Raw genomic sequence first — 19,136 nt, forward strand, 5'->3', positions numbered from 1 at the left:
CTACGGCGTGTCCAGCCGGGTGGTGGTACCGCCCCGGGCCACGCTTTCCGGCAGGTGCGGGAAGAAGTCCATCTTCAGCAGGCTCTCTCCGTCCACCCACAGCCCGTCCACCTTCACGCCCCAGTGGAGGTGCGGTCCGGTGACGCGGCCGGTGCTGCCCACCCGGCCCAGCTCCTGGCCCTGCTTCACCGTCTCACCCAGCTTCACGCCGATGCGGGACAGGTGGAAGTACGCCGTGTAGAGGCCCGCGCCGTGGTGCACCAGCACCGTGTTGCCCGCCGCATAGTTGTTGCGCGCCATCACCACCGTGCCGTCATTGGCGGCCTGCACCGGCGTGCCCGGGTCTCCGTCGATGTCCACGCCGAAGTGCTGGCTGGACAGCTTGCCGTTGAAGGTGCGGCGGTCGCCGAAGGGCGCGGTGATGCGGTCCTGCCGGGGCCACGCGAAGTTCTGCGCGAAGTGCGGCGGGGTGAACGGCTGCGCGAAGGCCTCGGCGAAGGCGCGCCGGTCCGCGGCCATGCGCTTGCGCACCGCCGCTGGCGGCTTCACGTACTTGCCGGCCACGCGCAGCTCGCGCGACGGGTAGCCGGGCTCCACGACGTCCAGCGTGCCCGTCAGCTCCACCTGCGGAGCCCCGGGCGTGACGGGGCCCATGGCCGTCACCTGCGCGGCGCCGGGCGTCAGCTCCACCGGCAGGCCCGTCACCGCCAGATAGCCGTCACCCCACGGGAAGAAGCGCAGCGCGCGCCCCGCCAGCGTCCCGGTGGGAGGCGCCGTCACGCCGCGCACTGTCACCAGCACCGGGTCCCCGGGCTTGGCCGTGCTGGGCTGGAGCGTCAGCTGCGGCGAGGTCTCGACGGCGGCCCGCCCGGTCTCCGTGGGGGCGGGGATGGCCGCGTTTTCGGCCGCTCCCGCCTTCGCTCCGAGGACGAGCAGGGCGAGCAGCAGGAAGGAGGACTTGGAATCAATCCGGCCAGGAGCGAGCGAAGGCATGGGCCGTTTTTACACCACGTCTCGCGCAACTCTTCCCGGGGTATGGCGCTGATCCGCCGCACGCTTGCTCCAATGCCCGAAAGCGCTCGTCTCGCCGCCTGGGTGGGATGAGGGTTGCTCGCGACCTGACGGTGGCGCGGAGCCCAGAGTTTGTCGGCACTTGGACGTGGCATCCGGGCTTCACCGTGGCTGCCCGGTCGAAGGGCAGGCGTCCAGGCAGGGCCAATCGCGTCAAGGCGTACCCGAGGGACTGGGGGCTTCCTAGCTTCTGAACGGACTCGATGAATGGGAGATTTGCGGATGCCTCGTCCCTATAGCTTTGACCACTACCAGGTCCCAAAGACGCTGCCGGCGCAAAAACGAAGTCTGCGTCGGCAGGACAAGGCGCGGCTGGCCGGTTCCCGGGCCCATCCCGAGGCCATGGAGAGCCATGAGGGCGTGCACTACGGCAAGCGCTTCGCGGAGACGGAAGAGCTCTACGTCGCGCATCAGATGGAGGCGCAGCTCGAGGAGCTGGCGCGCCCCGAGCCGGATGCCAAGTTCTCGCACGGGCCTGGCTTCACGGGCCCCAAGCCTGGCGCGCGCACGGCGAAGAAGCGGGAGGCGGCGCCCGTTGTCGGGGGCACGACGCCGATTGGCGCGCTGCCGCCCACGCGCGAGCAGCCTCCTCAGCGCGCGCGGATGCCGGAGATTCGCGATGAGGCGCAGCATCAGCTCCAGGCGCTGCGCGGCGGCCTGGGGGACGCCATCAAGGCCGTGTCCCGGCTCATCCGGCTGCCTGTCACCGTCGTCCGCATGGCCGCGGGCCGCATCCTGCCGTTGTCCTGAGGTCCTGAGGTCCTGAAGGGATGGACGACACGCGTGGAGCTGAGGCTCGTTTCGTACAACATCCATAGCGGCATCGGGACGGACGGCCGCTTCGACCTGGGCCGCGTGGGCGAGGTGCTCCGCGAGGTGGACGCGGACATCATCGCCCTTCAGGAGGTGGGGGACTTCCGCGCCGTGACGCCGCGGGAGGACCAGCCCGAGCACCTGGCGGACATGCTCGGGCTGCACATGGCCTTCGGGCCCAACGTCGTGCGCAACGGCCGTCGCTACGGCAACGCCATCCTCTCCCGGCTGCCCATCCTCAAGTCGAAGAACTACGACTTGAGCGTGAGGCGCCGGGAGCCTCGTGGGGCGCTGCGGTGCGACCTGGACCTGGGCGGTGGACTGCAGCTCCACGTCTTCTCGCTCCACCTGGGCCTGTGGTGGGGCGAGCGGCGCAGGCAGGAGGCGCTGCTCCTGTCGTCGGACATCCTCCGCGATGCGGCGCGCAAGGCCCCCTTGGTGGTGTGTGGCGATTTCAACTATTGGGGGAATGGTCCGGTGCCGTCGCTGGTGCGACAGGCCATCCATGACGCGGCGCTGGAGCTCGGCGAGCCCGCGCGGACATACCCGACGCGCCTGCCCATGCTGCGCCTGGACCGTATCTTCGTGGACGCGGGCGTGCGTCCCCTGGCCATCCATCCGCACCGCACGCCCCTGAGCCGGCTGGCATCTGACCACCTGCCGCTCGTGCTGCGCTTCGAGGCGCCCATCGCCGTGGCGCCTCTGGTCTCTCCTCCGGTGCAGCTCATCGGCTAGACTGGACGGATGAGCTGGCGCGCGTTCACTGGCCGACGCTTACGCGTGCCGGACAAAAACACCGTGACGTGGTTGTCGCGGAGCAGGTGCATGCCTAGGTTGGCCCGCACCTGTGAGGCCGTACGCGTCGGCCGGAGAGCGCATGCACGTGGGGAGTGAACAGACCGAGCGCGGTATCTCCGCGCTCGTCGGGCGCATGGCCGATGGCTTCAGCCGGCTGGTGACGCAGCACCTGCAGCTGGCGCGCATGGAGCTGGCCGAGGACGTGAAGGCCACGGGCCTGGACGTGGCGATGATTGCGGCCTTCGTGCCCTTCATCCTCGTGGGCTACGGCTTCGTGTGCGCGGCGCTGGCGGCGTGGTTGTCCACGTGGCTGGGGTGGTCCGGCGCGCTGGCCGGCATCGGCGTGTTGAACCTCGCGGGCGGCGTGGGCGGTGCGCTCTGGGCGGTGAACCGGCTGAAGGCGCGCCGGATGATGGACGACACTTCGCAGCAGCTTTCGCTCAGCGTGGCCGCGCTCACCAGCGCCGCTCCCAGCGCGCCCGTGAATGGGCTGCAGGGCGCGAGCCGTGAACTCTTCAAGGAGCCCCAGAATGGCCGGTAGCAATGGACAGTCCAAGGCCTACAGCCCCCGCAGCAGCGCGGAGCTGCGCGCCGAAATCGAGCGCACGCGCGCCGAGCTGGCCACCTCCGTGAGCGCCCTGCGCGAAGAAGTGGCGGTGGCCACCGACTGGCGCCAGTGGGTGCATCGCCACCCCTACGTGAGCCTGGGCGCCGCGTTCGCCGTGGGCTTGTGGCTGGGCTCGCGCGACTGACGACTTTCGTAGCACCCCCCAATCAGGAGATGGCGTCGATGGAGATGAATCCGCAGCAGATGGCCGACAGGGCTCGTCAGTTCCAGGACCGCGTGGTCCCGCAAATCGGCGAGGCTCGCCAGAACCTCGTGGACCTGAACGAGCGCGTGGTGAGCTTCATCCGCGCCAACCCGGGCACGTGCCTGCTGGGCGCGGTGGCCGTGGGCTTCCTCGTCGGACGCATTGCCTCGCGCCGCTGAGCGGACGCGCTGGAACCACACGAGAGGGTGAACGCATGACGACGTTTCCAGGTGCATCGGGCAACGGCTCGCCGCAGGACCCGCAGGGCGGCGGTTTCGGGCAGCGCGTGGACCACATTGGCAGTGAGGCACAACAGCTCTGGTCCGACGCGCGCGGCGCGGTGGAGGACTTGGGGCAGACCCTGGACCTGCGGGGGCGCGTGCAGCGCAACCCGTATGGGATGATGGCGGCGGCGGTGGGCGTCGGCTATCTGCTGGGGGGCGGACTCTTCACGCCGCTGACGGCGCGTATCCTCCGCCTGGGCGTGCGCCTGGCGGCGCTGCCCCTGGTCAAGGACGAGCTGTTGGGCATGGCGGAAGCGGCCTTCCAGGGATATCAGACAGGTCGTGGCATCGCCGGCGCGGGGTCCGAGGGCGCTGCCTCGGCGAACGCGACCTCCGCAGGCACTCCTCGCCCGCCGACGTACTAGGCCGGGCATTCCTCCACCCCCAAACCCCTGGAGTCGCAAATCGTGAACTTCAACAACCTCAAGAAGCTGGACAAGGACGACCTGCTGCACCTGGTGGGCCTGGAGACGCGCCGGGACGCGGTGGACACGCTGCTGCCCGTCGTGGGCGCCTTCGCCGCCGGCATCCTGGTGGGCGCGGGCCTGGGCCTGCTGCTGGCGCCCAAGCCGGGCAACCAGCTGCGTGACGACCTCCGTCAGCGGCTGCAGAGCGGCCAGGAGTACCTGTCCAACGCCGTGGGCCGCTCCAGCGAGGGCTCCCAGGCGCAGACCGGGCCGCAGGGCACCGTGTCGCGCACCGCCTGATTCGCGGCGCCTGCCGCGCAGGGCAGAGGGCCTCCATTCGCGCCGGTGACGGTCGCGGGTGGGGGCCTTCTCGTTTCCGGGCGGGTAGACTCATGGCCCGTGAGTGACACGACGCAGGGTGGGTTGGTGAAGCGCCCCGGTGAGGCCGGGGGCCCGGACGCGGCGCTGGCGCGGCTGCGCGCGCTGGAGACGCTGGAGTCGGGCTACGAGGCGTGGCTGGAGCTGAAGCTGGAACTGGCCGCGTCGCGCCTGCGCTTCCGGGAGGAGCGCGAGCGGCTGGAGCAGCAGGGCTCCTTCCTGCTGGGCGCGGTGCGCGCCGCGGGGTTGGCGCCGCCGGCGGGCTCGGAGCCGGGGCTGGTGGCCGGGGCGGCTCCCGCGGATGACTTCCTGCGCGACGCGGAAGCGAAGCTCACCCAGGCGCGCGAGGCGCTGGCCCAGCGGGAAGCGGAGAGCGAGGCGCGGCATGCGGAGGCCTTCGCGGAGATTCGCGCCACGCTGAAGGACCGCGTCCAGCGCTACCTGGGCGCGAGCCGGCCGGCGTTGACGCTGATGCTGCGCCGGTTGGGGGCGGAGCGCTCCATCCTGCACCTGTCACGCGTGTCCGGGGACACGCCGGTGCTGCTGTGCTTCCTGCTCACCGGGCGGATTCCGTCGCGGCACGGCTTCCTGCTGGATGACTCCACCGAGGACGTGTCTCTGCCCCCCGCGCCGCTCTATGCGGACGAGGACGTGGCGCCGGAGGCGGTGCGCCCGGACGCGGCGGCGCTGGAGGCGCGGGTGCGCGGGGCAGGGGAGGTGCTGCCGTTGAAGGGCTTCCTGCCCGTGTTCGTGCCGAAGCCGTCCGGGGGCGAGGACTTCTTCCGCCTGCTTCAGCGCGGTGCGGTGCTGGAGGTGGAGGTCGCGGATGGCTCAACCTTCCGCAACATCCTCTCCCGCGACGAGTCGGAGCGCTTCGCGGGCTACCTGCTGCGTCTCAAGCTGGAGGGGCGCATCGGGCTGGACATCGAAGTGGGCTGAGCCGCGCGTCAGCGGCGCCGCGAACGGGAGGGGCGTTGGAAGTGGTGGATTCCGCCCGGCCGCGCCGAGGCCCACCGCGTCGCGGGGGCGCTGCGGTGCGGCGGGTCGGGCTCCGTCATGTCCGGCATCGGAGCGGACCGCTCGGCTCGTGGAGCTGCGGCCGGCCCGTAGGTGGGCGCGCGGCGCATCGCACGGAACACTGAGTCCGTGCCTCAAGCCACGGAGTGGGCGACCCGCGCCTCCGGCGGACGGGGACGGGCCCGCCGGAGCGCGGAGCCTTAGCGCGTGCGCACCACGCCCACTTCGGCGGTGCCCGCGAGCAGCGCGCTTCCCAGGAACAGGTTGTCGGACTCGGCGCCGCCCATGCGCACGGCGTGGAACATGACGAGGTAGGTCTGCTCGCGCTCAGGGAAGGCGTCCCCCGGAATCGTCACCCGTGCCTCGCGGTACGGCCCCGGCAGCCCCACCAACTGGAGGAGCTGGAGCGGCGTCGACGGGAGGTTGGTGTACGTCGGCTCGCCCTGCGCGCCCTCCGCGCTCAGCGGCACCACCGTGACGAAGCCCAGCGTGCGGTCCGCGTTCGCCGGGGGCGCGGGCCGGTCGAAGGACAGGGGCGTGCGCGCGTCGATGCGGAGGAAGCCCTCGGGCGGATGGAGCGCGGCGATGGTCTCCCGCATCGGCGCGTTGTCCACTTGGCCCACGTAGCGCTTGCCTCCCCGGGTGGCGATGAACTGGTACGTGGCGCCGGGCTGGTACTCGAAGTCGGACGCGCCCACGCTGGAGCGGCCATAGTTGCCGGAGCCCTCGTCGGTGAGCGTCGTGGCCTGGCCGCCCACCGGCTGCACCGTGACGGTGGCGCCCGACAGGCCCGAGGGCTGCGAGTTCTCCCCCGTCCGGCTGCCGAAGAAGATGACGGCGGCCGTCTGGGCGGGCAGGGCGAGGACATCACCTCCGTCGGGGAAGGTGCCCGCGTCGAAGCCCGCCAGCGCGGAGGCGGAGACCTCGACCTCCGGCGTCGAGAGCAAGGTGCCCACCATGACGTGGTCGGCGGTGAGCTGCTCCAGGTCGCAGGCCTGGAGGGCGAGAGAGGAGGCGGCGACCGCCGCGGACACCAGGAGGCGTTTCATGGGGCCGCGAGCATAACAGGCATGCGCGGAAGGACGCCCTCGCGCGGGCCTGTCTCGGGGTATCCTCCGGTCCACCCGTGCAAGGTCACCGCGTTCACTCCGCAGGCCGGCGCTTCCTGAAGCGGCTTGGCGTCTCCCTGTTGATGGCCCTCCTCTTCGGCGGAGTGCTGGGGCTGCTCGTGTACCTGCGCCCCTCGGGCATCGTGGTGCCCAGGGACGCGACGGCGGCGTGGGTTCCCTCGGCGGCGGTGGATGCCGTGCAGGGCTGGCTGGAAGGCTGGGAACGCGTCACCTACGACTGGCGCGTGCAGGTGCTCGGGGAGCGCTCCGAGCGTCCGGACGAGGCCGTGGTCATCGCCATCGACGATGAGACGCTCGCCGAGGCGCGGCAGGACGTCCGGCCCGGCGTGGCGACGCAGCCCTGGCCCCGCCAGCTCGTGGGGCGGCTGGTGCACCGGCTGGTGCAGGAGGGCGCGCTGCTGGTCCTCGTGGACCTGCCCTTCACGGACCTCAGCCCCAATGCCTGCGCCGGGGCGTCCCCGTCGCCCCAGGTGCCGTCCTGTGACGACGCCGCCTTCGCCGCGCTGTTGCAGCAGGACCCGGGGCGCGCGCTGCTTGCGTTCACCTGGGAGTCGCATGGCCCGCGCGTTTTGCCGCCAGCCAGCCGGCTCTGGCCCTACCGCGTGCGGCTGGGCGTCTATGACACGCCCGAGGACGCCTATGCCCGGGCGCAGGCCGTGCTCGCGGCGCAGCGTCCCGCCTTCATCCTCCCCGCCGGTAGCCAGGTGGAGGTGTGGGGTGGGGTGTCGGACGACGCGGACGGCAAGGCGCTGGGGGCGCGCCTGGGGGCCACGGCGCCCATCCTCGAGGAGCGCCGCGCCGCGGATGACAGCCACCGCGTGGGGCCCACCGAGCTCTTCGTCGCGCTGGCGGCGGTGGAGGTGGAGGGGCTGGACGCGGCGGAGCTCATCGAGCTGCGCCAGCTCCAGCACCCCGTGGTGCCGCTGCTGGGCGCGGGCAGTGGCTTCGGTGCGTCCACGCTCCTGGCGGACCCGGACGGACAGGTGCGCGCCATTCCCCACCTCGTGAGCTACACCGTGCGCGGCAAGCGCTACATCCTGCCGTCGTTGCCGCTGGCCGCGGCCATGCGGCTGGCCGGGACGCGCACCCTCCGCTATGCGGACGGCAAGTTGCATGTGGGCGACCAGTACGCCTTTCCCATGAGCGCCTCGGGCCTCAGCCTCCTGCGCTGGGACGCGCCCAATGCGGGCCGGGGCTCGCGTGGCTCCCTGGCCCGCTCCATCCGCGCGTGGAACGTGCTCCTCAACGTCTTCGACGTCGCGGATGAGCGCCCCGCGCGCTTCGAGAACGACCTGGAGGGCCGCACCGTCGTCCTCACGCGGACGTCGGGAGAGTCCGGGCACGTGCGCGCCACGCCCATTGGCGCGGAGACGCCGGGGGGCGCAATCCTGGGCCAGGCGCTGGCCAACATCCTCCGCTCGGATGGCATCACCCGCGCCTCGCCGGACCTGGACCTGCTGCTCACCGTGGGCCTGGCCTTCGTGGGTGCCTTCCTCGCGCTGTCGCTCAGCTTCCTGCTGCGCTCGGTGCGCGGGGCCGTGCTCTACGTGGGGTTCCTGGTGGCCGCGGGCACGGCCTACACCTTCGGGGCGGCCTACGTCTTCGTGGAGCAACGCCTCTGGGTCGCCATGGCGGGGCCGCTGCTGGCCATGGTGGGCGCCTTCGTCGTCACCATCCGGTACGCCTATGGCACGGAGCGGCAGATTCGCGACTTCGTCCACAACGCGCTCGGCCGCTACGTCAGCCCGGACGTGGCGCGGCTGGTGGCGCGGGATTTGAGCCTGATGCGCCCCGAGCGCAGGCAGATGTCCGTGTACATCTGCGACATCGAGGGCTTCACGCGCCTGTCGGAGGGCCTGCCGCCCGAGCAGCTCGTGGCCCTCTTCAACGAGTACCTCACGGAAATCTCCGCGGTGGTGCGCGCCACGGCGGGGCAGGTGGACAAGTACATCGGCGACTCGGTGATGGCCTTCTGGGGCGCGCCGGTGCGCACGGACCGCCACGCGCACCTGGCCTGCGAGGCCGCGCTGAAGATGCGCGAGGTGCTGGCCGAGCGTCAGGCCGCCTGGGAGAAGAAGTACGGCCACCGCCTGACCTTCCGCGCCGCGGTGGACACCGGCGAGCTGGTGGTGGGCGACCTGGGCGGCGACATGAAGTCCAACTACACCGTGCTCGGAGACGCGGTGGGGCTGGCGGCGCGCCTGGAGGCCATCAACAAGGTGTACGGCACCTACGTGCTGGCGGGTGACACCACCGCGCAGCTCGCGAGCGGCAGCTACGTCTTCCGCGTGGTGGACCACGTGCGCTTCAAGGGGCGCGCGCAGCCGGTGCGCGTGCATGAGCTGGTGGCGCGCCGCGGAGAGCTCACCCCGCGCATGCAGGAGCAGCTCGCGCTCCACGAGCAGGCCTTCACGGCCTATCACCAGCGGCGCTTCGCGGAGGCGCACGCGCTCTTCGAGCGGGCCTCGCACGAGTTCCAGGACGCCGTCGCGGCGCTCTACGTGGGACGCTGCGCCCGCTTCCTCGTCACGCCGCCGCCGGCGGATTGGGACGGCGCGCACGGCGTGGAGGAGGGCGGGCCCTCGGCCGAGGCGGCGTGAGTCACTCCTCGCCGGCGTCCGAGTCCGGCTGGCCGAAGAGCTCCTTCACGGGGGCGTCCTTCGCGATGTGCTCCGCCACCACGCGGCGCATCTTCTCTGGCGTCATCGCCGAGTAGTACACCTCACCCGGCCACCCCATGAGCTGGTAGTCCTCCGGGGAGAGCGGATCTCTCTTTCGGCCCGTGTCCTCGCGCACGACGACATTGGGCCCCATGTGGCAGAAGCCGTAGCAGCCGCCGCGGTACAGCTCACAGCGAGGCACCAGCCCCTGGCCCGACAGCGCATCCCTGGCCTCGGCGTAGACGGCGTCCGCGCCGCCCGCCTTGCAGCTGGAGCCCTTGCACACCGACAGGCGGTAGCGCTTCAAGGCGGCGTCCCCTGGCCATCAAGCGTATTGAAGAGCTTCATCCTCACCACCAGCCCCCTGAAAAAGCGCCGGCCCGCCTTCCGCGAATCAACGCGGGAGGGCGGGCCGGGAATCCTGGTGGGGCCCCTACGGCCCTCACAGGGAATCTGGATTCACTTGATGAACTTGGTCACCTGGATGGGGCCTTGCTGCGTGACGACCGCCTGGTGGCCGCCGTGGGCGGTCGCGGGAAGGGCCTTGTCATGGCCGTGGTCGCCGTGAGGCAGCTTCAGCTCCACGAGGCCCTCGCCGATGCGCGTGTGGGCCTCCTTGTGGACGTGGTGCGGCTCCGCGGAGCTCTCGCGCTTGTTCCACGGGTCCGACGGGTGGGACACCGGCGCGCCCTTGAGCAGCTTCGGGATGTCGTAGACGAAGTTCTGCCGCGTGTACTCGGGCGGCGTGTGCATGTAGGTGTCCATGCGGATGGCGTCCTTGGGGCACGCGTCCACGCAGAGACCGCACACGATGCACCGCAGCTCGTCGATGACGAACTGGGTGGGGTACTTCTCGATGACGCGGTCCTCGGCGTCACCGCCGTCCTCCCCGTACTCGCCCGCCTCGATGTAGATGCACTGCGCCGGGCAGATGGTGGCGCACATGTAGCAGGCCACGCAGCGCGGCTTGCCGTCCTCGCGCGGAACCAGGCGGTGCAGCCCGCGGTAGCCCTCGGGGTAGATGGGCTTCTCCTCGGGGTACGCCACCGTCGTCATCAGGCTGGTGCCGGTGCGGTCCACCACCTGCGTGTTGGTGTCACGCGTCCCGAAGAGGTTGCGGAGGAAGTGCTTCGCGGTGATGCCCAAGCCGCGCAGCAGGTTGGGCACATAGGTCCGCTCGCGGATGTCCGTGCGAGGGTCCTTGCTTACCTTGTAGGCCATGATGGTTCTCGATTCCCGGATGCTGGGGCCGAAAGGTGCGGCCTAGTGGGTGGAGGCCGGGGCTACGCTGTGGGCGTGCGTCGGCAGGTCATGGGCACCGTGCCCGGCGTGTCCGTGTCCGTGGTCATGACCATGGCCGCCGTGCGCCCCATGCGCCACGACGTCCGCTGAGGCTTTCTGGGTCGTGGTCAGCACCAGGAGCAAGCCAATCTCCAGCAGGCCCAGGACGGCCAGCGCCCGCAGGGAGGGATCCCAGAGGACCAGCGCACCGGTCGCGAACACGTTCACCAGGCCGATGGGGAGGAGAATCTTCCAGCCCAGGGACTGAATCTGGTCGTAGCGGAAGCGGGGGAAGGTCCAGCGGATGAGCAGCTGCACCCAGATGAGGAACAGCACCTTCAGCCAGAACACCGTGCCCAGGATGGTGCCCAGCAGCCAGCCGTGCTCCTGCATGATGGGCAGGTTGGCCAGCCACTCGTTGCCGAAGGGCAGGTGGTAGCCGCCGAAGAACAGCGCCGTCGTCACGCCGGCGAGCACCACGACCTCCACGAACTCGGAGATCATGAAGAGGCCGAACTTCATGCCGGAGTACTCGACGAAGTAGCCGATGATTTCGGACTCGCCTTCCGGAAGGTCGAACGGGGCGCGCTTGGTCTCCGCGAAGGACGCGGCGAAGAAGAGCAGGAAGCCCAGCGGCTGGATGATGATGCCCCACGCGGGCAGGCCCAGGTCGAAGGCGCCGTCGGTGCGCCACAGGTACTGCGCCTGGCCGGTGCCGCCGACCAGCGCGTTGCCGATGTCACCGATGATGGCGGGGAACTGCACCGAGGAGAAGGTCAGGAACAGGCCGACCAGGGACAGGCCGAGCGCGACCTCGTAGGAGATCATCTGCGAGGTGGCGCGCACGCCGCCCAGCAGCGCGAACTTGTTGTTGGAGGCCCAGCCGGCCAGCGCGGTGCCATAGACGGCCAGCGAGGCGATGGCGAGCACGTAGAGGATGCCGAAGTCCGGCGTGGCCACCACCATGTCCACCTTGTGGCCGAACACGCTCACCGACGGGCCCGCGGGCACCACGGCGAACAGCGCGAAGGTCGGCGCGAAGGCGAGGATGGGGCCCAGGTTGAACATGAACCGGTTGGCCGCGGCCGGAATCACGTCCTCCTTGGTCAGCATCTTCAGCACGTCCGTGAGGATGTGCGGGAGGCCGCCCAGCGAGCGGTTCTTCAGGCCAGGAAGGGCGATGCGCGCGCGGTTGGGACCCATGCGGTCCTGGATGAACGCGCTCCACTTGCGCTCCGCCATGGTCAGCAGCGTGGCGATGACCATCACGAAGATGAGCACGAGGAACACCACGTTGGTCAGCCGGCTCGCGCCGGTGAACCAGTGCTCCTCCACCAGCCCACCCACGAGGTAGGCGGACGCCATGCCACCCGCCATCAGGACGACGATGGTGACCATGGCGACGAGAATCGTCAGTACGCGGCTCATGACTAGATACCCCTCACCCGAGGCGTGCCGAACTCACGGTACCCGGCGGGGCGACCGTCGGCACCTGCCGGCAGCGGATTGATGCCCGGCTTCTCCCGGTCCGCCGGAGACGCCTTGTCCCAATTGAACTCCGCGAACTCGGCCACCTTGCCAGCCAGCTCGCGCCACACATCGCGCGCGTACTTCCAGGCAGGGGCCTCGCCGCCCAGCTCACGCGTCAGCTCCCGGATCCACTCCCAGCCGGGGACGACGTCGCCCTTGGGCGGGTACGCCTTGCGGAAGCGCTGGATGATGCCGTCCTGCTGGACGAACGAGCCTTCGTCCTCGACGTGCACGGAGGCCGGCAGCAGCACCGTGGCCTGCGCGGTGACGGCGGACTCGGTGAAGGCCTGCGCCACGAAGACCTCGAGCCGGCCGGCGGCCTCCGCGAAGGCGTCCACGTTGCCCGGCACCTCGGTGCCGATGGCGTAGAGCGCCTTCACCGTGCCCGCCTTCAGCGCGGTGGTGAGCGCGTCGAAGGTCTCCAGCTTCAGGCCCAGCCCCTTCGCGATGAGCTCCAGGCCCTTGCGGTTGGGGTTCTTGTCCGCCGTCATCAGGAAGTGGTCGGCGGCGCCCGGAGCGCGGCCGCCCACGTACACGGTGGACACGCCCAGCGTGGCCTTGGCGAAGCTCAGGCCCGCCAGCAGGTCCTCGTTGGAGGCCAGGGGCGAGGCCAGCACGGCGAGCTGCTTGCTGCCCACCAGCGGGCGGAGCGCCTTGGCGGCGGCCTGCACCGCCTCCTTGCGGGTGGTGACGGGCTCGGCCTCACCGGCGCGGCCCGCGCGGCGGCCCACCTGCGGCAGCAGCACGCGGCCCAGGTTCAGGTACTTGTAGGAGAGCCGGCCCTCGTCGCACATCCAGCTCTTGTTGATGGCCTCGTTCTCCCGCGGGCGGTAGCGGTACGAGTCCTGCGACATCCAGTCCACGTAGGTGGTGCAGCCGCGCGAGCAGCCGGTGCACACCGACGGGGTGGCGGACAGGAACCACGCGCGCGCCTTGAAGCGGAAGTCGCGGCTGAGCAGCGCGCCCACCGGGCACACGTCCACGGTGTTGAGCGAGTAGTTGCTGCTCAGCTCGCTGCCCGGGAACACGTCGATGCGCTCGTGGCTGCCGCGGCCGAACACGCCGAGCTGCGGCTCCTTGGCCACCTCGTTCATCACGCGCACGCAGCGGGTGCACATGATGCAGCGCTCCTGGTCCAGCACGACGCGGGGCCCCAGCACCTTGCGCTTGTTCTTGAGGGCCTTGGTGCCCTCCAGGCGCGAGGGCCGGTAGTCGTACTTCATGTAGTAGTCCTGCAGCTTGCACTCACCGGCCTGGTCGCAGATGGAGCAGTCGACCGGGTGGTTCAGCAGCAGGAACTCCATCACCGCGCGCTGCTGCTCCTTCACCTTCGGCGTGGTGGTCTTGATGGCCACGCCCTCGGCGAGCGGCGTCTGGCACGCGGGCACCAGCTTGGGCGCGTTCGACGCCTCGATGAGGCAGATGCGGCAGTTGGCCGCGATGGAGAGGCGCGGGTGGTAGCAGTAGTACGGAATCTCCGAGCCGACCGTCTTGGCCGCCTCGATCATGTTCGTCCCCGGCTTCACCACGACTTCCTTGCCGTCGATGGTGGCGGTGATGAACCCCGGGTTCTTGGGCGCCGGCTTGGGCGGAGGGCCCGCGGGCGGCTTGGGCGGAGGCGTCCCCGTCGGGCCGCTGGCGGCGGCGGGCGGGTTGTCCAGCTTCGCGCCGGCGGGCGGGTTGGACGGCTCGGGGCCAATCTTGGCCGCGGGCGTGTCCGTGGGCGCCCCCTTCGGAGGCGGCTGCGCATCACCGGTGGGCTTCTTCGTGTCGTTGTCGCTCACTGCTCGACCTCGCCGCCGATCATGTTGATGGTGTCAAACGTAGGGATGAGGTCCGCGAGCATCTTGCCTTCGATGATGTGCGGGACCGCCGCGAGCACCGGGAAGCCCGGCGCGCGCACGTGGACCTTGTAGGGACGGCCGCGGCCGTCGCTCACCAGGTACCAGCCCAGCTCGCCGTTGGAGGCCTCGGTGGCGTCGTACACCTCGCCGGCGGGCACCTGGATGCCCTCCATCACCAGCTTGAAGTGGGACATCACGCCTTCGATGGTGCCGTAGACCTCGGGCTTGGGCGGCAGCGCGATGCGCCAGTCATCCACAATGATGGGGCCCGCGGGGATGGTGTCCATGGCCTGGCGGAGGATGCGGATGGACTGGCGCATCTCCTCGAGCCGGACGAGGTAGCGGTCGTAGTTGTCACCGTGCTCGCCCAGCGGGATGTCGAAGTCGAACCGGTCGTAGACCCAGTACGGCTTCACCTTGCGGATGTCGTAGTCCACGCCGCACGCGCGCAGGGCGGGGCCGGTGTAGCCGAAGTCGATGGCGTCCTCGGCGCTGATGACACCCGTGCCCTTCGTGCGGTCCACGAAGATGCGGTTGTTCGTCAGCAGGCCTTCCATCTCGTCGAGCAGCGCGAGGCCCTGGTCCAGCGTCTTGTGGACGCGCGGAATCCAGCCCTCGGGCAGGTCGCGGTTGCTGCCACCCACGCGGCCGAAGCTGGTGGTGAGGCGCGCGCCCGTCAGCTCGGCGGTGCGGTCATGGATGAGCTCGCGGAACTCCATGGCGAGGAGGAACGGCGCGAAGCCGCCCATCTCCAGGCCGGTGGCGCCCACGCACGTCAGGTGGTCCGTCAGGCGGTGGAGCTCGGAGCCGATGACGCGGATGTACTGGGCGCGCTCGGGAATCTCCAGGCCGATGAGCTTCTCCACGGCGTTGAGGAACCCGAAGTTGTTCATCATCGCGGACAGGTAGTTGAGCCGGTCCGTGTAGGGCAGGCACTGCGTCCACGTGACGTTCTCGCAGCTCTTCTGGAAGCCGCGGTGCAGGAAGCCAATCTCGGGGTCGATCTTGACGATGGTCTCACCCTCGAGCTCCACCTTCAGGCGCACGGTGCCGTGCGTGGCGGGGTGCGAGGGGCCCATGTTGATGACCATCCGCTTGGTCTGGAGGTGGGCCTCCAGCTCCGACTCGTGGGCGTACGCGTCGGTGTCGGGGTTCGGCGCTTCGGGCTTGAGGGTGTCAGCCATGGATGTCCTCGCTCAGGAGAGCCCGCTGGTGCCGGGACCGCGGAAGATGTCCTTGATGGGGCGCTCGGGGATGAGCGGCTGCCGGGCGCGCAGGGCGTAGTCCTTGCGGAGCGGGTGCCCCTCGAACTCCTCGTAGAGGAGGATGCGGCGCAGGTCCGGGTGCCCGTCGAAGCGGATGCCGTAGAAGTCGAAGGTCAGGCGCTCCCACCAGTTGGCGCCCTTGAAGAGCGGCACCAGGCTGGGCACCACGGGATTGGCCTCGCTCACGCGCACCTTCAGCCGCACGTGCTCGTGCCGCTTGAGCGAGTAGAGGAAGTAGACGACCTCGAAGCGAGGGTCGTTCTCCGCCAGGTGCAGTCGATCCACGGCGTCGATGGAGCCGAACAGCTTGAACTCCAGCTCCGGGTCGTTCTTCAGGAACGCGGCGACCTTCGGGAGCGAGTCCGCATGGATGACGGCCCAGGCGCCTCCGGTCCGGTCCACGTAGCGATCCGCCACCGCCTCTGGGAGCTGGGCGGAGACCCTGTCCAACGCGAAAGTGCTCAAGGGGGCCCCAATGACTAAGGGAGAAGAATCCGCGGCTTTATAAGGAGCCCTCGGCGGGTGCGTCAACGTAAACCCTCAACCATGTAGCCCACTTAGGAGGCCCAGAAGCGGGCGTTGCGCCAGGCCCGCCGCAAGGGAGGGCGTTGACCCGGACAGGGGGTGGATCAGCCGGCCGCACGCACGGCCTGGGGCTGTCCCACACCTGGGGCAAAGGTAGCCACCGGCCGCCGCTCACCGGCACCAGGCGGGGTTCACCGGGGCCCCGGCGATGGCCTCGGCGCCGTGGTCGCGGTGGGCCCGGGAGGTGGGCCCGGGAGGTGGGCCCGGGAGGTGGGTATCGTGCGCTGGCTTCGTTCGGGCGTTGATCGAGCCACGAGGGAGCGAGGGCTGCCGTCGCAGTTGGTCTACTACTGATGGCGAGAAGTATCACCGAGGTGGGGGCGCCCATGATGGCCAGCATGGACCGGGTCCAGCAGACGCCGTGGCGCCAGCGGGCAGCCACCGCCATCCGTCCCAGGAGGATGCGGCGCCAGTGTCGGCACCTGCGCCCCAGGGTTGCCTCCCAGTCCGGTGATGCTCCCGGTCAGGCCGCGGATGGAGGTCCATGCCCGGCAGTCGCGTGCCAGTCGCCCCGAGGTCGCGCCAACCCACTTCCGGCCCTGGTGGCAACACCGGGCATCCACCGCTGGGCTCACCATGCGCCTGGGGCGTCGGGGAAGTGTCAGCGCACGCCAAGGGGCATCCCCGGAAGGCGGTGCACGTCCTACGTGCGGGAGCGCCCGCCGATACGCGTCTGTTGCAATCGGGTATAGAAGAACAGGTCATGCCCGTTTTCCCTCCGTCCGGCATCCTCCGCTCGTGGTTGCTGCGCCTGCTTGCCGGCGCCGCGCTGGGTTTGTTGCTGTTCGCGGGCGAGTCGTGGCTGCTGTTGCGCTCGGGCGTGGTGGGCATGGGCATCCCGGTGGACGGGCCCTACGCGGCGCTGATGGCCGCCGTGCGGCCCGTCGTTCCCGGCCTGCTGCTGCGCGTGGCCAGCGTGTACGCAGTGGCGGGCGCGGTGCTCGCGGCGGCGGCGACGCTGCTGGCGCGTGCCTCGGGGCGGGGGGGCGCCCTGGTGACGCTGGGACAGGGACTGGTGCTCTTCGCACTGCTGGCCTGGGACAGGGCCATTGCGCGGCCGGCGCTCTTCGATGACCTGCCCGCGCTGCGGCCGCTGCTGGCGTGGCTGGTGGACCACGGCGAGCCCTGGCATCCGCGTGCCATCGCGGTGGCGTGGCTGGTAGGGCATGCCGCTGTCTGGGTCTGGCGGACGCGCTGCTGGCGCCGGGCCCTCTGGCTGGGCGCCGTGGCGGCGGGACTGGCGGCGGTGCTGGTGGTGGGGCAGGGCACGGCGGGACGGGGCGGGCAGGCCCATCCGCTGGTGGTCGTCATTGGCATCGACGCCTTCCGGCCAGACCGGCTGAAGTCGCAGGGCGGGTCGGGGGTGGTGGCGCCGAACGTGGAGCGTCTGCTGGAGGACGCCACGCTCTTCACCCACGCATACACGCCCATCGCCCAGACGGAGCCCGCGTGGCGTTCGCTGCTCACCGCGCGGTGGCCTCACGCAACGGGGGTCCGCTATTCGCTGACGTCGGACTCGCGGATGCAACTGCAGCGCACCTTCGCCGAGTCCTTCGCCCAGGCGGGATGGCGCACGGTGTTCGCCACCGACTGCTCTCGCTTCCACGCCGAGGGGCCCGCATCCGGTTTCGAGACGCGCCTGCAGCCGCCTCGCGGGGCGGTGAACTTCCTCCTGGAGAAGCTGCGCTACCGCGCGCTCGGATTCTTCGCGGACCATGCCCTGGGCGCTGCCTGGGTGCCCGAGTTCATCGACAACCGCGCGCTGGCCGGCATCCATGACCCGATGGGGTACTCGCGGCGGCTGGCGTCTCGGCTGGTGGACGAGGCGAGCCAGGGGCCCACGCTGTTCGCCTTCCACGCGACGGCGGCGCACTTTCCGGGCGACCCGGTGCATCCCTTCTACCGGCGCTTCGTGTCGCCGTCGGAGCCCCTGGAGCGCCGGCTGCGCATGCACTTCGCGCCGGTGTCGCCGGGCGCGAAGGGGGGATGGCACCGCGCGGGGGCCGAGGCGCTCTACGACGAGCTCATCGCACAGGCAGACGCGCAGGTGGGGACCCTGCTGGACGCGCTCCGCCGGGCCGGGCGCTATGACGACGCGCTCATCGTCCTGCTGTCGGACCATGGCGAGAGCTTCCACGCGGACCGGGAGGACCTCGCGGGGGCCACGCCCGTGCATGGCGCGCGGTTGTCGGAGGAGGAGAACCGCATCCTGCTGGCGGTGAAGCCGCCCCGGGGGCGGGGGACCATGCCCGCGTCCGTGGACGCGCTGGTGCGGCTGGTGGACGTGGGGCCCACGCTGCTGGAGCTGTCCGGCCTGCCGCGCCTGCCTGACGACGTGGACGGCGTGTCCCTGGCGCCGCTGCTCCGTGGCGAGCCGCTGGCCCCGCTGGCGCTGTACGCCGAGACGGGCTTCACGCACGTGCTGCCCGAGGTGTTCGACCCCGGGCACTGGCCGGGCGCGCCCCGGGCCTTCGACGCGTACCGCATCCGTCCCGACGGCGTGGTGGAGATGGGCCCCGAGGCCCACGAGGGCATCCTCCAGGAGAAGGACGTGGGCGCCTTCGACGGGAAGCGCTGGTGGGTGGACCGGCCCCGGGCGGATGGGCGGGTGCTGCGCTCGTGCACGGGTGACTGTGAAGGGCCGGACGCCCTCGCGCTGGAGACGTGGCTGGACGGCGTGCAGGGCCGCACGGAGCGCGGCGGCTGGCGTAAGGTGGCCGGCCATGTCGACGACTCCGGAAGCCCCCAGTCTCCAGGAACGCTACGCCCCCCAGAACAGCTGCTTCGGCTGCGGCCCGGCCAACCTTCAGGGGCTGCGCATCCGCAGCCGCGTGGAGGGTGACCTCGTCGTTGCTGACTGGACGCCGCAGGCGCACCACCACGCCTTCGATGGCGTTCTCAGCGGTGGCATCGTCGGCACGCTGCTGGACTGCCACTGCAACTGGACGGCCGCCTATCACCTGATGCGGGCACAGGGCGCGGACGCGCCGCCCTGCACCGTCACCGCCGAGTACGCCATCACCCTCAAGCGTCCCACGCCCATGGCGGGGCCGCTGCGCCTGGAGGCGAAGCCGGTGGAAATCCAGGGGGACCGCGCCGTCATCGAAGGCACGCTCAGCGCGGGCGGGAAGGTGACGGCCACCTGCCGGGGCACCTTCGTCGCCGTGAAGCCGGGCCACCCCGCGTACCACCGCTGGTAGGCGCCGGAAATACCAAGGCCCCGGCGCTTCCGCCGACGAAGCGGGAAGCGGGCGGGGCCCT

19 protein-coding genes are annotated in these 19,136 nt (G+C 70.7%); 11 read left to right on the forward strand and 8 right to left on the reverse strand.

Annotated features, from left to right (window positions below):
• Positions 1-993, reverse strand: coding sequence for a M23 family metallopeptidase (locus VZL07_RS28515; protein WP_426751016.1), 993 nt, complete (start codon positions 991-993; stop codon positions 1-3).
• A 300-nt stretch (positions 994-1,293) separates the two neighbouring features.
• Here VZL07_RS28515 and VZL07_RS28520 point away from each other — a divergent pair, with 300 nt between their 5' ends.
• The 8 genes from VZL07_RS28520 (at position 1,294) to VZL07_RS28555 (ending at position 5,502) form a co-directional block, all read left to right on the forward strand.
• Positions 1,294-1,821, forward strand: coding sequence for a hypothetical protein (locus VZL07_RS28520; protein WP_426751017.1), 528 nt, complete (start codon positions 1,294-1,296; stop codon positions 1,819-1,821).
• A 33-nt stretch (positions 1,822-1,854) separates the two neighbouring features.
• Positions 1,855-2,619 (forward strand): endonuclease/exonuclease/phosphatase family protein, encoded by a 765-nt coding sequence (locus VZL07_RS28525; protein ID WP_426751018.1) that lies wholly within the window; start codon positions 1,855-1,857, stop codon positions 2,617-2,619.
• A 142-nt stretch (positions 2,620-2,761) separates the two neighbouring features.
• Positions 2,762-3,223, forward strand: coding sequence for a phage holin family protein (locus VZL07_RS28530; RefSeq protein WP_426751020.1), 462 nt, complete (start codon positions 2,762-2,764; stop codon positions 3,221-3,223).
• On the forward strand, positions 3,213-3,434 hold the full coding sequence (locus tag VZL07_RS28535; RefSeq protein WP_426751021.1) for a DUF3618 domain-containing protein: 222 nt from the start codon (positions 3,213-3,215) through the stop codon (positions 3,432-3,434). The genes VZL07_RS28530 and VZL07_RS28535 overlap by 11 nt, the downstream gene beginning before the upstream one ends.
• Positions 3,435-3,472: 38 nt before the next feature.
• Positions 3,473-3,673, forward strand: coding sequence for a hypothetical protein (locus VZL07_RS28540; RefSeq protein WP_426751022.1), 201 nt, complete (start codon positions 3,473-3,475; stop codon positions 3,671-3,673).
• A gap of 35 nt (positions 3,674-3,708) precedes the next feature.
• The gene (locus VZL07_RS28545; RefSeq protein WP_426751023.1) at positions 3,709-4,143 is read left to right on the forward strand and encodes a hypothetical protein; all 435 of its coding nucleotides are present in this window, start codon (positions 3,709-3,711) and stop codon (positions 4,141-4,143) included.
• 39 nt (positions 4,144-4,182) lie between these two features.
• A complete protein-coding gene (locus VZL07_RS28550) occupies positions 4,183-4,485 on the forward strand; it encodes a YtxH domain-containing protein (RefSeq protein WP_426757393.1) in 303 nt (100 codons plus the stop codon).
• A gap of 99 nt (positions 4,486-4,584) precedes the next feature.
• Positions 4,585-5,502 carry a hypothetical protein gene (locus VZL07_RS28555; protein ID WP_426751024.1) on the forward strand — a complete coding sequence of 306 codons (918 nt, stop codon included), beginning with the start codon at positions 4,585-4,587 and terminating at the stop codon, positions 5,500-5,502.
• 278 nt (positions 5,503-5,780) lie between these two features.
• On the opposite strand, the gene VZL07_RS28560 is transcribed toward VZL07_RS28555, so the two are convergent.
• The gene (locus tag VZL07_RS28560; RefSeq protein WP_426751025.1) at positions 5,781-6,629 is read right to left on the reverse strand and encodes a hypothetical protein; all 849 of its coding nucleotides are present in this window, start codon (positions 6,627-6,629) and stop codon (positions 5,781-5,783) included.
• 143 nt (positions 6,630-6,772) lie between these two features.
• Here VZL07_RS28560 and VZL07_RS28565 point away from each other — a divergent pair, with 143 nt between their 5' ends.
• Positions 6,773-9,310: a CHASE2 domain-containing protein gene (locus VZL07_RS28565; protein ID WP_426751026.1), complete on the forward strand. Its 2,538-nt coding sequence runs from the start codon at positions 6,773-6,775 to the stop codon at positions 9,308-9,310.
• A gap of 1 nt (position 9,311) precedes the next feature.
• Here the strand turns inward: VZL07_RS28565 and VZL07_RS28570 are convergent, their stop codons facing one another.
• The 6 genes from VZL07_RS28570 to VZL07_RS28595 all read right to left on the reverse strand — a co-directional run bounded on the left by VZL07_RS28570 (position 9,312) and on the right by VZL07_RS28595 (position 15,740).
• Positions 9,312-9,677: a (2Fe-2S) ferredoxin domain-containing protein gene (locus VZL07_RS28570; RefSeq protein WP_426751027.1), complete on the reverse strand. Its 366-nt coding sequence runs from the start codon at positions 9,675-9,677 to the stop codon at positions 9,312-9,314.
• Between the two features lie 152 nt (positions 9,678-9,829).
• The gene (locus tag VZL07_RS28575; RefSeq protein WP_426751028.1) at positions 9,830-10,591 is read right to left on the reverse strand and encodes a NuoI/complex I 23 kDa subunit family protein; all 762 of its coding nucleotides are present in this window, start codon (positions 10,589-10,591) and stop codon (positions 9,830-9,832) included.
• Positions 10,592-10,633: 42 nt separating this feature from the next.
• Positions 10,634-12,079, reverse strand: coding sequence for a complex I subunit 1/NuoH family protein (locus VZL07_RS28580; protein ID WP_426751029.1), 1,446 nt, complete (start codon positions 12,077-12,079; stop codon positions 10,634-10,636).
• Positions 12,080-12,081: 2 nt separating this feature from the next.
• Positions 12,082-13,965: a 2Fe-2S iron-sulfur cluster-binding protein gene (locus tag VZL07_RS28585; protein ID WP_426751030.1), complete on the reverse strand. Its 1,884-nt coding sequence runs from the start codon at positions 13,963-13,965 to the stop codon at positions 12,082-12,084.
• Complete coding sequence (nuoD, locus tag VZL07_RS28590) at positions 13,962-15,209, reverse strand: NADH dehydrogenase (quinone) subunit D (RefSeq protein WP_426751031.1); 1,248 nt, start codon at positions 15,207-15,209, stop codon at positions 13,962-13,964. The genes VZL07_RS28585 and nuoD overlap by 4 nt, the downstream gene beginning before the upstream one ends.
• A 12-nt stretch (positions 15,210-15,221) precedes the next feature.
• Positions 15,222-15,740 carry an NADH-quinone oxidoreductase subunit C gene (locus VZL07_RS28595; RefSeq protein WP_426757394.1) on the reverse strand — a complete coding sequence of 173 codons (519 nt, stop codon included), beginning with the start codon at positions 15,738-15,740 and terminating at the stop codon, positions 15,222-15,224.
• Between the two features lie 838 nt (positions 15,741-16,578).
• Between VZL07_RS28595 and VZL07_RS28600 the strand changes: the two genes are divergently transcribed.
• Together VZL07_RS28600 and VZL07_RS28605 are read left to right on the forward strand one after the other, a co-directional pair.
• The gene (locus VZL07_RS28600) at positions 16,579-18,717 is read left to right on the forward strand and encodes a sulfatase-like hydrolase/transferase (protein ID WP_426751032.1); all 2,139 of its coding nucleotides are present in this window, start codon (positions 16,579-16,581) and stop codon (positions 18,715-18,717) included.
• Positions 18,707-19,075 carry a PaaI family thioesterase gene (locus VZL07_RS28605; RefSeq protein ID WP_426751033.1) on the forward strand — a complete coding sequence of 123 codons (369 nt, stop codon included), beginning with the start codon at positions 18,707-18,709 and terminating at the stop codon, positions 19,073-19,075. Before VZL07_RS28600 ends, VZL07_RS28605 begins: the two co-directional genes overlap by 11 nt.
• Positions 19,076-19,136 lie beyond the last annotated feature (61 nt).

This window comes from Pseudomyxococcus flavus (assembly GCF_050038885.1).
Classification (GTDB): domain Bacteria; phylum Myxococcota; class Myxococcia; order Myxococcales; family Myxococcaceae; genus Myxococcus; species Myxococcus flavus.

Excerpts from the sequence above, each read along its gene's own strand:
- VZL07_RS28520 (WP_426751017.1), top strand. The coding sequence starts at position 1,294 with ATGCCTCGTCCCTATAGCTTTGACCACTACCAGGTCCCAAAGACGCTG.
- nuoD (WP_426751031.1), bottom strand. The coding sequence starts at position 15,209 with ATGGCTGACACCCTCAAGCCCGAAGCGCCGAACCCCGACACCGACGCG.
- VZL07_RS28565 (WP_426751026.1), top strand. The coding sequence starts at position 6,773 with ATGGCCCTCCTCTTCGGCGGAGTGCTGGGGCTGCTCGTGTACCTGCGC.
- VZL07_RS28575 (WP_426751028.1), bottom strand. The coding sequence starts at position 10,591 with ATGGCCTACAAGGTAAGCAAGGACCCTCGCACGGACATCCGCGAGCGG.
- VZL07_RS28540 (WP_426751022.1), top strand. The coding sequence starts at position 3,473 with ATGGAGATGAATCCGCAGCAGATGGCCGACAGGGCTCGTCAGTTCCAG.
- VZL07_RS28580 (WP_426751029.1), bottom strand. The coding sequence starts at position 12,079 with ATGAGCCGCGTACTGACGATTCTCGTCGCCATGGTCACCATCGTCGTC.
- VZL07_RS28515 (WP_426751016.1), bottom strand. The coding sequence starts at position 993 with ATGCCTTCGCTCGCTCCTGGCCGGATTGATTCCAAGTCCTCCTTCCTG.
- VZL07_RS28535 (WP_426751021.1), top strand. The coding sequence starts at position 3,213 with ATGGCCGGTAGCAATGGACAGTCCAAGGCCTACAGCCCCCGCAGCAGC.
- VZL07_RS28530 (WP_426751020.1), top strand. The coding sequence starts at position 2,762 with ATGCACGTGGGGAGTGAACAGACCGAGCGCGGTATCTCCGCGCTCGTC.
- VZL07_RS28545 (WP_426751023.1), top strand. The coding sequence starts at position 3,709 with ATGACGACGTTTCCAGGTGCATCGGGCAACGGCTCGCCGCAGGACCCG.
- VZL07_RS28560 (WP_426751025.1), bottom strand. The coding sequence starts at position 6,629 with ATGAAACGCCTCCTGGTGTCCGCGGCGGTCGCCGCCTCCTCTCTCGCC.
- VZL07_RS28600 (WP_426751032.1), top strand. The coding sequence starts at position 16,579 with ATGCCCGTTTTCCCTCCGTCCGGCATCCTCCGCTCGTGGTTGCTGCGC.